General features: G+C 60.4%; 11 protein-coding genes. All 11 read right to left on the bottom strand.

Annotated features, from left to right (window positions below; genetic code table 11):
• Positions 1-24 precede the first annotated feature (24 nt).
• Positions 25-2,517 carry a nitrate reductase catalytic subunit NapA gene (gene napA / locus ACR0LI_RS10100; RefSeq protein WP_480488950.1) on the bottom strand — a complete coding sequence of 831 codons (2,493 nt, stop codon included), beginning with the start codon at positions 2,515-2,517 and terminating at the stop codon, positions 25-27.
• Positions 2,514-2,807, bottom strand: a complete 294-nt coding sequence (locus tag ACR0LI_RS10095; protein ID WP_152460384.1) for a chaperone NapD — start codon at positions 2,805-2,807, stop codon at positions 2,514-2,516. The genes napA and ACR0LI_RS10095 overlap by 4 nt, the downstream gene beginning before the upstream one ends.
• A complete protein-coding gene (gene napF, locus ACR0LI_RS10090) occupies positions 2,804-3,310 on the bottom strand; it encodes a ferredoxin-type protein NapF (protein WP_480718454.1) in 507 nt (168 codons plus the stop codon). Before napF ends, ACR0LI_RS10095 begins: the two co-directional genes overlap by 4 nt.
• A gap of 139 nt (positions 3,311-3,449) precedes the next feature.
• Positions 3,450-4,346 carry an FAD:protein FMN transferase gene (locus tag ACR0LI_RS10085; protein WP_480491327.1) on the bottom strand — a complete coding sequence of 299 codons (897 nt, stop codon included), beginning with the start codon at positions 4,344-4,346 and terminating at the stop codon, positions 3,450-3,452.
• Complete coding sequence (locus tag ACR0LI_RS10080; RefSeq protein WP_171119369.1) at positions 4,343-4,858, bottom strand: nitrous oxide reductase accessory protein NosL; 516 nt, start codon at positions 4,856-4,858, stop codon at positions 4,343-4,345. Before ACR0LI_RS10080 ends, ACR0LI_RS10085 begins: the two co-directional genes overlap by 4 nt.
• Entirely contained in the window at positions 4,855-5,676 is an 822-nt protein-coding gene (locus tag ACR0LI_RS10075; protein WP_480718453.1) for an ABC transporter permease, read from the bottom strand. The genes ACR0LI_RS10080 and ACR0LI_RS10075 overlap by 4 nt, the downstream gene beginning before the upstream one ends.
• Positions 5,673-6,566, bottom strand: coding sequence for an ABC transporter ATP-binding protein (locus ACR0LI_RS10070; protein ID WP_171723684.1), 894 nt, complete (start codon positions 6,564-6,566; stop codon positions 5,673-5,675). The genes ACR0LI_RS10075 and ACR0LI_RS10070 overlap by 4 nt, the downstream gene beginning before the upstream one ends.
• Entirely contained in the window at positions 6,556-7,812 is a 1,257-nt protein-coding gene (locus ACR0LI_RS10065) for a nitrous oxide reductase family maturation protein NosD (RefSeq protein WP_480718452.1), read from the bottom strand. Before ACR0LI_RS10065 ends, ACR0LI_RS10070 begins: the two co-directional genes overlap by 11 nt.
• A 3-nt stretch (positions 7,813-7,815) precedes the next feature.
• Entirely contained in the window at positions 7,816-9,723 is a 1,908-nt protein-coding gene (gene nosZ, locus ACR0LI_RS10060) for a TAT-dependent nitrous-oxide reductase (RefSeq protein WP_171723686.1), read from the bottom strand.
• A gap of 14 nt (positions 9,724-9,737) precedes the next feature.
• Positions 9,738-11,861: a NosR/NirI family protein gene (locus tag ACR0LI_RS10055; RefSeq protein WP_245218076.1), complete on the bottom strand. Its 2,124-nt coding sequence runs from the start codon at positions 11,859-11,861 to the stop codon at positions 9,738-9,740.
• A gap of 44 nt (positions 11,862-11,905) precedes the next feature.
• Positions 11,906-12,370: a DUF2946 family protein gene (locus ACR0LI_RS10050; RefSeq protein WP_216600140.1), complete on the bottom strand. Its 465-nt coding sequence runs from the start codon at positions 12,368-12,370 to the stop codon at positions 11,906-11,908.
• Positions 12,371-12,418: the final 48 nt, after the last annotated feature.

The following is a 12,418-nucleotide window of genomic DNA, read 5'->3' as shown; positions in this document are numbered from 1 at the left end:
AACGACCCGTATGATCCTTGCTGGTTACGCGCGCTCAACCTTGCAGGCGCACTTCTTGAAGTCGGTCTCTTTCGACAGCGGGCAGGTTGCGTCCAGCGTCAGCTTGTTGGTCAGCTGGTGCTCATCGAACCACGGCATAAAGACCAGACCGCGCGGCACCTTGTTCCGACCCCGTGTTTCAACACGGCTGGTGACCTCGCCCCGGCGGGTCGACAGAACAATCTCCTGACCCCGGCGCAGACCCCGATCCTTGGCGTCCTGCGGGTGCATGTAGACGACAGCGTTTGGATAGGCGCGGTGCAGTTCCGGTACCCGGCGTGTCATCGACCCTGAATGCCAGTGTTCCAGCACGCGACCGGTGCACAGCCAAAGATCGAATTCCGCATCCGGCTCTTCTGCGGCAGGTTCATAGGGCGCAAAGATGATTTTGGCCTTGCCATCCTTGTGGCCATAGAATTCCACGCCAGCACCTTCGGACACGTAGGGGTCATAGCCTTCGCGGAAACGATAAAGCGTTTCCTTGCCATCCACGACCGGCCAGCGCAGACCGCGGGCCTGGTGGTAGGTTTCGAATGGTGCCAGATCATGCGCATGGCCGCGCCCGAAGTTGGCGTACTCTTCGAACAGACCTTTCTGCACGTAAAAGCCGAAATGCTCGGATTCGTCATTGTCAAAGCCCTCGGCAGTTTCCGACAGCGGAAACTTGTCGACGCTGCCATTGGCAAACAGGACGTCATACATGGTCTTGCCACGATGCTCGGGCATGGCGGCCAGCAATTCTTCGCCCCAGACCTCTTCGACGGTGAAGCGTTTCGAGAACTCCATCACCTGCCACAGGTCCGATTTGGCCTCGCCCGGTGCCTTGACCTGCTGCCGCCAGAACTGGGTGCGGCGTTCGGCGTTGCCATAGGCGCCTTCCTTCTCGACCCACATGGCGGTGGGCAGGATCAGGTCGGCGGAAACCGCAGTGACCGTCGGGTAGGGGTCTGAAACAGTGATGAAGTTTTCCGGGTTGCGATAGCCGGGATAGCCTTCCTCATTGATGTTTGGCGCAGCCTGCATGTTGTTGGTGCACTGAACCCAATAGGCGTTCAGATCACCATCCTTCAGCTTGCGGTGTTGCAGCACGGCGTGGAAACCGGGCTTGTCAGGAATGGTGCCAGCGGGCACGTTCCATGCGGTTTCGCAGATCTCGCGGTGCTTGTCGTTCATCACCACCATGTCGGCGGGCAGGCGGTGGGCAAAGGTACCAACCTCGCGCGCCGTACCGCAGGCCGACGGTTGACCGGTCAGCGAGAAGGGCGAGTTGCCGGGTTCCGAAATCTTGCCCACCAGCAGGTGCACGTTATACATCAGCGAGTTCACCCACGACCCACGGGTATGCTGGTTGAAGCCCATGGTCCACAGGCTCATCACCTTGCGGTTCGGATCGGCATATTGCTGGGCCAGACGCTCCAGCTTGTCCGCCGGAACACCGGACAGTTCCGAGGTGTATTCCAGCGTGTATTTCGAAACGGCTTCGGCATATTCCTCGAAGCTGATCGGCTCCAACTTGCCCGAGTTCGGGTTTTCAGCCTCTTGTTGCAGGGGGTTGTTGTCCCGCAGGCCGTAACCGATATCGGTGGCGGTTTTGGTGATGTTGACGTGGTTCTTGACGAACTCTTCGTTCACCGCGCCATTCTGGATGATGTAGTTCGCAATATAGTTCAGGATCGCCAGATCGGTTTGCGGTGCAAAGACCATGCCATTATCGGCCAGCTCGAACGAGCGGTGCTCGAAAGTCGACAGCACATGCACTTCGCAACCCGGCTTCGTCAGGCGGGTGTCGGTCAGGCGCGACCACAGGATCGGGTGCATCTCGGCCATGTTCGATCCCCACAGCACGAAGGTATCGGCGTGCTCAAGGTCGTCATAGCACCCCATCGGTTCATCAATGCCGAAAGTGCGCATGAAACCAACCACGGCCGAGGCCATGCAGTGACGCGCATTGGGATCAATGTTGTTCGACCGGAACCCGGCCTTCATCATCTTCGCGGCGGCATAGCCTTCCCAGACCGTCCACTGCCCCGAACCAAACATCCCCACGCTGGTCGGGCCCTTCTTGGCAAGGGCCTCTTTCCATTTGGCGGCCATCACATCAAAGGCTTCATCCCAGCTGACCGGTTCAAACTCGCCATTCTTGTCATACTGACCGTTGGTCTTGCGCAAAAGCGGTGTGGTCAGGCGGTCTTTGCCGTACATGATCTTGGACAGGAAATAGCCCTTGATACAGTTCAGGCCCCTGTTCACCGGTGCGTCGGGGTCACCTTGCGTGGCCACCACTCGACCCTCTTTGGTGCCCACCAGAACCGAACAGCCTGTACCGCAGAACCGGCAGGCAGCCTTGTCCCAGCGAATATCGGGCGCGCCGACCTGAGCGTTGGCCTGACCTGCGGCCATGGGAATGCCCGCAGCCGAGGCAGTGGCTGCCGCTGCGGACGCTTTCAGAAATGTACGACGGGATTCAGAGATGGTCATTGCATGGGCCTCCTGCTGGACGGTTGGCTTGGAGCATCAGGACGCGGAGCCGTCTCCGCGAGATCTTCGAAATGGTGATAAGTCAGTGACAGTGAGATCACTCCGGGGATCTGGTGCAGATCCATGATGGTGTCCGAGGCCAGCCTGTCGGCCGTATCCTCGACAACAACTACAAAACGGCCGTCCTCGGCTTCGGCATGAAGCTCGACGCCCTGAGTTTCGGCCATCGCCGCGCGTGCGGCATCGGTGTAATCGGGGGCGATGTGGACCAGACAGCCACAGATGTTCATTGGGTCACCTCCGGGTGGTGTGGGACGGGGCGGTGCATCATGATCGCCCCGGCGGGGCAGGCGGCGGAACAACTACCGCAACCGATGCAGGTTTCTGTTTCAAGCGCCGGTTCCGCGCGTCCGCCCAGTTGCAGGCGAAAGCGGATGGCATCCTGTTCACAATTGTCCTGACACAGGCGGCAGCTTACGCCGTTGGTCGACAGGCAGCTTGTGTCATCGATTCGTGCGCGCCATGGCCATTCGGCAACACGTTCGGTCAGCAACGCCGGGGTCGGACAAACGTCGGCGCAGTCACCACACAAGGTGCAACCGCCTGCGGACAGGTCCAGAACGGGGAAACCGGCATCGTCGAATGTGATGATGTCTTCAGGACAAGCCGCGGCGCAGTCTTCGCAACGTGTGCATAGATCGCTGAAGCCAGTTGCTACTGCCCCCGGCGGACGGATCGTATCTGGGTCCTCCCGCAGGACACGCGCGCTTAGAAAAGCGCGTCTGCTGGTCATCTGGCTCATAGCTGGCGACTCGAAATTGGATTGATAGGTTCGCGTCCTTACTTCCTAGCTGCCTTCAGCAGCGCACGAATTGACCTATATCATACTTTTTCGGATTTTTTTTGTTCAGTCTGAGATTTGTAATTCTTCATTAAACGTTTAATTCGATACGGGCGTCGGGGAAGAACGCTAGGATCTCTTTGGCTCTGTCGGCGGATGCCGCGCAAAGCGCAGTGGACAACCCATCCGCAATTGCCGCTTTCGGGGAAGAAACCGAAACGGTCCTGTCGTGGTTTGAAGGCCCATCCAAGGTAATGATGTGCCCGACGCCTTGGCCGAGCTGAGTCGCCAGCGTTGAAGATGTCGCCACTGCCCGATCGCTCAATTCAATCCGCTTCAGAACCGTTTGGTCCGGCGCCGCCAATCCAACTTTCCATGGCGCACCGTCACCAGGCGCACCCAGGGCGGCAACCTCTCCCATATTGACCAGAACATCACGCAGACCATAAGCACGCAGCAGGTCGGCGATCCGGTCGGTGATCGCGCCCTGCGCTATACCGTTCAACGTCAGCGCCGATTTTCCGGGCACCGGAAGGCGAATGGCCGAGGCGTCGAAAATTACCTTTTCCCAGCCTATTGCCTGTTGAACTTCAATCAGACCGTCCGGGCGCGCGCCCGCAGCCAATGCCGCCCACACGGGTTGAATGCTTGGATCAAATGCGCCACCCGATGCCTGATGCAGCGCTGTGCTGAGGCTTAGCACCTTCAACAATTCAGGAGCGGGCGCCGTCAGCACACCATCGCGGTTCAACCGGCTGAGCTGCGATTGCGGACGATACAGGCTGAAGATGTCTTCCAGCCGGGCAATCTCGGTCTCCATGGCGGCCATGATGGGTGCAGCTTCGGCGTCCGTCAGACCCACAAGGCGCAGGCTGGCGGTGGCACCCAGCGCGGTCCCGTGCCAGCGCGCGTCCGAGGCCGCAAGTGGTGTGGCCGCAGCACAAGCGGCTGAGATGATCAGAAATCGGCGGCGCGACAAGGCGGTCATACGGGGGTCTCCAACGACAGTTCAAGATCGACAGGGCCAAGCACTTCGGTGTCCGGAATGTCCGGCAGGCCCAGTGCCGTTCCGCCGTAAATCTCAATGAATGCCTGTGCATCGGCAGGATCGGCAAAAGGCACCACTTCGCGCGCACCCATGCCACCTGCCACATTGGCGCCGACAACAAAGGTTGCGCCATCCGCGGCGATCCAGTTCGAGATACCCGGCTGCCGCCAGCTTGGCGCAATACCCATGTCGCTGACATAGACGGCTGTGATGTCGGCATCACGTTCAGGGCTTTTGAGGTATGCCACCATGTCGCGCACCTGCGCAAAAAACAACGGTGCGGGATATCCTTCCAGATGGATCTGCCCCTTGGGGCCGCCATGTTCGGCGATGTTCATCTGGCAGAAATAGCTCAGCGCGTCCGGGGTCAGATCCACCGGATCGGGGGCCTCGGCCAGGTCTTCCTTGCAGGCCGCCAACGCGATCAAGGCAATCAGGACGAGGGGTTTCATGGCTCGACCCTCCGGAATGCCAGCCGCGCCAGGGCAAAGCCGATCACCGGCCAGATCAGCAGCGATGCAGGCGCGGCCCAGACGGGCAAGGCCTGTGCCGCCCCGCTCATGCCGGATGCCATGGCCACGCCTTCCGTCGCGGCGATGTTCCACAGACGGAATGCGTCGGCCGGGTTGGCGACCATCACCCAGGGAAAGACGGATTGGGTGAAGCTGCCGCCCTTGTCCATGACGACGGCCCCCAACAGGCCCAGATCATAGAGGACGACAAAAACCAGCCAGAGCCCGGCCGACATCCCCGCCGCCGCCGTGGCCCCCTTTGCCAAAGCGGACAGCAGGTATCCCAGCGCCAGAAACACGGCGCCCAACAGGATCGAGGTGAGGATCAGGCGCACCAGTGCCATCAGGCTTTCCGGTCCGGCACCGCCAAAGAAGGCCGCCACCGCGCCAGCGGTACCGAAACCGACCGTCATGGCAAAGGCCAGCGCGGCCAGATGGGCGCAGAACTTGCCCAACAGGATTTCTCCGCGCCCCGCAGGGTAGGACAACAGCAGCGACAGGCTGCCCCGGTCCACGTCTCCGGCGATGGCATCGAACGAGATCATCAGCGCCAGAAGGGGCGCGAGGTAAACCGAAAGCGTGGTCATCGACGCAACCGAAACGGTCAGCATGTCAACGCCCAGCGTTCCGGTTGGCGCACTGCCCGCAAAGGTCAGCGCCAAGGCGAACAGCACCATGATCAGCGTTGCGACCAGCAGCCAGCGGTTGCGGCGCAAGATCAGCATTTCTGTGCGGGTGATGGCGAGGAAGCGGGTCATTGCAAATCCTCCTGTGCGTAGTGGCGATAGAGGTCTTCCAGCTTGGGCGGGGTCATTTCCACATCCGCTACCGCATCGCCCAACCCGGCGATCCGGCGCAGGGCCTCCATTTTGTCTTCGGGTGAGCAGAGCAATTCAACAGATGCCCCATTGATCCGGCTGCCGCCCAGTTCAGCGGCCAGCACATCTGGATTGGCGCTGGCGCGTACCTTCAGGCGGATCGGTAGACCGGCCAGAGCCGACAGATTGTTCAGGGTGTCGTCGGCGACCATCCGACCCTTGCGCATGATGGCGATCCGGTCGGTGCGGGCCTCGACCTCGGTCAGCGCGTGTGAGGCAATCAGAACGGCGGTGCCTTGGGCAGCCAGTTCGTCGATGATGGCGTACAGGTCCTGCCGAGAAATCGGGTCCAATCCGCTCGTCGGCTCATCCAGCAAGGCTACTTTCGGTTGGCCCAGCAACACCTGCGCCAGTCCCAGACGTTGCCGCATGCCTTTGGAATAGGTTCCGATCCGACGGTCCAAAGCGTCACTCAGGCCGACACGATCCAGCAAACCGGGCACATCGGCTTTTGCGCCTGAAAGCTGCGCAAACAGGGTCAACTGCTCACGCCCGGTTAGCGCGGGATGAAACGACACCGCTTCGGGCAGATACGCTGTTTCGCGCCGGGCCTGAGCACTACCGGGGGTGGCGTCTCCGATCCGAATGGCTCCGCCATGGATCGGCGTCAGGCCGAGGATGGATTTGATCAGGGTCGACTTGCCCGCGCCGTTATGGCCCAGCAGCGCAACGCGCTGGCCGGGGGCAAGGGACAGGGTGATATCGTCAAGAACGCGGGTTTTTCCTCGGTCCTTGAGAACATGGTCGATTGACAGGGCCTTATCCGTCATGAGGCACCTTTTTCATAGCTGGGGGTTCAGGGGCTTGCATCAATGGGTTGCTGTCCATCACGCCGCCCGGCAACAGGGCCGGGAAGGCGGATTGCGACCAGCGCACCAGTTGCACGGCGGGGGAGCCGAGCAGTAATTTGGCTGCGGGTTGGGTCCACAGCACATGGTCCATCGAGTCGTTTGGCCGATACGGGGCATCGGCGATGCCGTTGCCATCCACGTCATAGGCGGCAAAATCGGACCAGTAGTTGCCGCGCCCGTCTTCGGACCACTCGACCCATTTGGTCGAGACGTATTTCACCTGTGTCCGGTTCCCGATGAAGGAATTGCCAACGATGCGGTTGCGTTCGCTGCCGGCGGTAAAGTGGATGCCGATGCCGCATCCCTGGAACCAGTTGTCGGTGAATTCGTTCTTGTTGGAGTTATAAAGGAAGGTGCACTTTTCCTTGGCACCGATCACCACGTTTCCGGTGATCTGACTCTTGTTGGCATAATTCAGCATCACGCCATGTTCACGGTCACCGATCGAGACGTTGTCTGCGACCTTCACATTGGTCGTGAACATCACCGCATAGCCCAGATCGTTGCCGATCGAGACATTGTCGCTGACCACCGAATTGTCGGCATACATGTAATGCACGGCAAAGCGCAGATCGCGGAACAGGTTACCGGTAAAGGTGTTCTTCTTGGACGAGTTCACGAAGATCCCGTCGCGCCCATAGCGGATGTGATTGTCCTCAACCCGCGCACCGGGCGCATTCCAGACATAGACGCCATTGCCACGGTCATTCATCCGCTGGTCCTGACGCCCTTCGATCCGGTTGCCACGCACGATGCTGTCCTTGGCACCATGAATGTCGATACCGTAAAGATTGCCCAGCAGTTCATTGTCTTCGATCACCGGCGCGCTGGCCGTCTTGGTCAGCTGGATGCCACTGTCGATCCCGTCATGGCTTGAACCCGAGCCGATCACTGTCAGGCCGCGCACGGTCACGCCCGGGCCGGTCACGGTGATGACGCTGCCGGTGCCTTGCCCGTCAATGGTGGCCTGTCCCAGCCCGTCGATGGTGACGGGCCGGTCCAGAATCAGATGTTCGGCATAAACACCGGGGCTCAGGCGGAGGGTATCTCCGTCCGCCGCCTGAGCCAGTATTTCATTGATGGCCCCCGCCCGGTTGGGCACATCCCAGTCCGCCGCCCAAAGGGGCGAGCCGAGCAGGAGCGGTATGAGCAGGGGCCAGCGCATGGGTCAGGCTCCTTGCGGTTCGACCAGCATCCGGCCGCGCATTTCCATGTGCAGCGCATGGCAGAACCACTGGCAATAGAACCAGTGCACGCCCGGACGGTCGGCGGTGAAGGTGACCGAGGCGGTTGCCATCGGTGCGACTTCCATCGCGATTCCGTAGTTGCCCAGGCAGAAGCCGTGGGTCACGTCGTCCACATCATCCAGGTTGGTGATGTAAACCGTGACCTCGTCGCCCTGTTTGACGGTGAACTTCTCGAGGCTGAAGGTCGGCGCCTGCGAGGTCATGTAGACCCGCACCTTGTTGCCGTCCCGGATCGGTTCTTCCGCACCTTCTTCCAGATCGATACCATCGGCTTCGGCCTGTTTGCGGGCGTCTTCCCAGGTAACGTCGTTGCGATCCCAGACGTTGACCGGGTTCACGATGTCGCTGCGAACGATGATCGAGTCGTGCGGCTCGGCAAAGGTCGGGCCGTCGTGCACCACTTTCATCTCATCCGACGAAATGTCGATCAGCTGTTCGTTCTCGGGTTTAAGAGGACCCACGTTCAGGAAGCGGTCTTTCGAGAACTTGTTCATCGAAATCAGCCACTTGCCGTCGGCATCCTTGGTCTCACCCATGGAAGTCGAGTTGTGACCCGGCTGATAATGCACGTCAACCTTCGAGATGATCGGGTCCACGTCCTCGCCATTGTAGGCGCGGATGGCCTTGTCGATGTTCCACTTCACGATCTGGCTGTCCAGGAACAGCGTGGTGAACGCGTTGCCCTGGCCATCATAGGCAGTGTGAAGCGGGCCAAGACCCAACTGCGGTTCACCTACGATGCAGGACCGCGGGTCGGCGTCGCTTTCGAACAGGGCGTCCAGCTTGGTGACGTCCATGATCGAGACGGTTGGCGACAGCTTGCCGTTGATGCAGACGTGCTTGCCGTCTGGCGCGGTGTTGATGCCGTGCGGAGAGTTCGGGATCGGGATGTAACGGGTGTATTTCTTGTTCTGCCCTTTGCGCCCGTCCAGAACCTTGACGCCTTTTAACTCCTGATAATCGCCGGCTTCGATGCCTTTTTCGATCTCGGCGATGTTGAAAACGACGACGTGGTCCAGCTCGTTCTCGGTCATCTCGGCCAGGTTCATGCCCATTTCCGAGTTGTACGAGGTCGAGAAGGCGTATTTGCCCTGATAGTCGCAGTCGGTGTTGTCGAGGTTGCCCGACACGATCACCTGCCACGCCACTTCCATGGTATCGCCGTCCAGCGCGGTGAAGATGTTCACGTATTGCGACGGATCGTCCAGCACGCTGCCATCGTTGACCAGCGGAGTTTCATCTTCACCATTGGCAAAGACATAGCCGGTGCGCGGGAATTTCTGCGGACGCAGACCGTGGATCGCCTTGGCGTTCGGGATCTCGGTGATCTTGTCGCATTTCATCACGTCACAGCGGACACGCGCGACGCGGGTGTTGGCCTTGTCGTTCATGAACAGATAGCGGCCGTCATAGGTGCCGTCGGTGAACGACATGTGCGGGTGGTGAAGGTCGCCGTTGTCATAGGTTTTCATGCCGCGCTTGGCGAGAAACTCCTTGGTTTCAGGCAGCAACCCTTCGGTCATGATCTTCAGTGACTCGTTGGTCTGACCCCAGCCCGTGGCCGAGCAGCGGTTGAACACCGGCACCCGCATCAGCTCGCGCATGGATGGGAAGCCCAGAATGCGCAGCTCGCCGGTCTGACCCGAGGACCAGAAACCGTAATACTCGTCCAGTTCGCCCGGTTCGAGATTGGCATTGGCCGCGGCGCTCGCCTGCTTCGCGGTCATCAGGGTCGAGCCCAGACCGGTCCCGGCCAGCACGGCACCGGTTGCTGTTGCACCCAGCATCCCACGGCGTGTGACGGTTAGTTTGTTGTCATGTTCCGACATGTTCGTTCCTCCTTTTAGGAAACGGATTGCGGTTTGGCGTTCGGATGGTTCGCCGGTGGTTGTCCGAGTGGGGTCTTCATCTGGACCGACCCTGTCTTGGCCCGCCGTTTCAGCTGGCGGATAACGACAGGACATTTGTCCTCGGACTGGTAGAGCACCTGACAATGCAGGCAGGTGACGCACTCGTTCGGATTTATCTCACCGGTGGGGTGGATCGCCTGAACGGGGCATTCATTGGCGCAGGTCTGACAGGGCGTGCCGCAATCCTTGTAGCGGCGCAGCCAGTCGAACATGCGAATTCGGGCAGGGATCGCCAGTGCGCCGCCCAGCGGGCAGAGATAGCGGCAATAGAACCGTTCAATGAACAGCCCGATCCCCAGCAGGGCCAGCGCAAAGACCACGAAAGGCCAATCGCGCATGAATTTCAGAATGATCGCCGTTTTGAACGGCTCGACCTCGGCATATTTCTCGGCCAGCGGGATCGATACGAAACTCAGGCCAAAAAGACCCAGAAAGATCATGTATTTCGCGGGCCACAGGCGTTCGTTCAGACCCCAGGGCAAAGTCCATTGCGGCACTTTGAACGCCCGCGCGATCTTGTTGGTCAATTCCTGCAACGCGCCGAACGGACACAGCCATCCGCAATAGGCCCCGCGACCCCAGAACAACAGCGCGGCGGCGACGGCGAACCATTGAATGAACACCAGCGGGTCCAGCAGGAACGCATCCCACGAGAATCCTGTGCGCAGGCTGCCTGCCAGTGCCATCAGGTTCACCACGCTCAGCTGCGCGTTGGCGTACCAGCCGATGAAGAACAGGGTCATTGTCAGGTAACCGATGCGGAACCAGTAGAAGACCCGCGCATTCATTGTCGCGTGGAACTGGAAGAAGAACGTCGCGGTCAGGACCAGCAGCATGACGCCAAGAACGGCGATTTCAACAGTGCGATCCTTCCAGATGCGCTGCCACAGGGCAGCCTTGGCGGCGGCTTCGCCGGTCGCATCCTCGACAACCTTAGAGGCTGCGACGGGCAGCAGGTAACGGTCGGGCAGTTTGTAACCCAGATCGAATGTCAGAAAGGTTTTCTCAACGGCACCCACGGCACGCTGTACCAGCAGTTGCAGGCGGAACGGCTCGGTCGGGTCGAACTCGGCATCGGCGGGGATCTTGAAGATGTCCAGCTCTGTGAAACTGGGCGCATCCGGGGCTGCAACCTTGCCAAGGCGTACTTGCTGTTTGTCGAAGAACCGGACCGAGTTGTCGCCCTGGATCAACTGGATCCGATCGAAAATTCCGCCGCGTACATAGCCTGACCCCTTGAAACTGTAGGCACCGCGCCCCAGCACCAGAATGGCCTGTTCGCCCTCGTCCAACCAGTTCACAAGGTTCTGGTACTCGGCGTCGCCCAGCAGTGACTTGCCGATCGACGGAACCGAGACAAGCGCCATATGCATGTCGATGAACGTGTCATCCGGTTCACCCGGTTCGGGCCGCTTGATCGCGCGCTGGTCTCCGGTGGCCTCGAAGGCGGCATTGACCTGCCCGACATCCAGCGTCAGCCGACGGATCGAGCCGTCGCCCGAAAGGGTTGACCAGTCATGGACCGCATTCTGCGCCATATCGACTTCGCGCTTTGGCCCGTCGGCCTGCAACGGTGACAGGCCGCCCAGACCCAATGCACGCGCCACCTTGATACCGCCACGCACAAGGCTGTCGTCGATCACCATGATCGTGACCGTCGCGCCCGAGATGATGTCGAGGTCGTGCCCCTCACCCCCGGTTTCGGCTTCAACCTTAAGGTCAAGGCCCGCATAGCCTTCGGTCAATTCAACCATGCGGGAATTGGGGATGCCGATCAGCACGATGGGTTCCGAGTGCTTGACCAGTTGCACTCCGGTCAACACCGCGTCGTTGTCGATGGCGGCAACGACGTGGATCGGTTTGCCGGAATAACCCGTCGTGCCAACAAAGTCCGAGGTCAGGAATGCCCAGGCAATGATCTCGCCGCCCTTCAGGACGGGGGCGACCTTGACGTCATCGCGCACCGGGCCAAAGGCATCGGCGCCGGGGGCCAGATCGGCAGGTTCGATGTCGGGCAGGAAACTGGCCAGGCTGTCGGCATGGGCGCTGATCGCCATCAGGCAGGACAGAGTGAAAGCCAGCAGGAAATGGATTGCGCGACTTACGACCACGGCGCACCTCCGGTTGCTAGGGTGGACGCCACGGACGCGCGCAGGGCGCGTTCAGATTCTTCTTGGGTCGCGAACGGGGGGCCTCGGGTTTCGGGCCACAGTCGCCTTGAGTTGTACAAAATGCACAGATCCCCGATTGCAGCGGGTACTGTCCGTACATTTTCGGATTGCATCAGCAGCGGCAGATCCGGCAGCGGGGCTGCCGTTGTCACCGCGCACAGCGCGCAATCGGCGCATTTCGGGCAAGGCGCGGTCGGGTCATCAGTGCCTTCCTCAAGGTCCACTTCAACCCAGACCGCCCCTGCCTCCGAGCAGATCTCGATCCACATGCTGTCCCCGGGACTCGCCAGCACCGGGCCAAGCATCTGCAAAAGCAACAGGAAAATACCCACCAAACCGCACACCGCGCGGGACACGCGATCAAACAGGCTATGCGGGGGGCGGACGGTAGGCATTGAGAATCCAGCTCGGCGTTCTTTTCTGAAACTTAGGGGATTCTTTCA

The organism is Ruegeria sp. CL7, from assembly GCF_056536445.1.
This window is presented reverse-complemented; position numbering and strand designations above follow the sequence as displayed.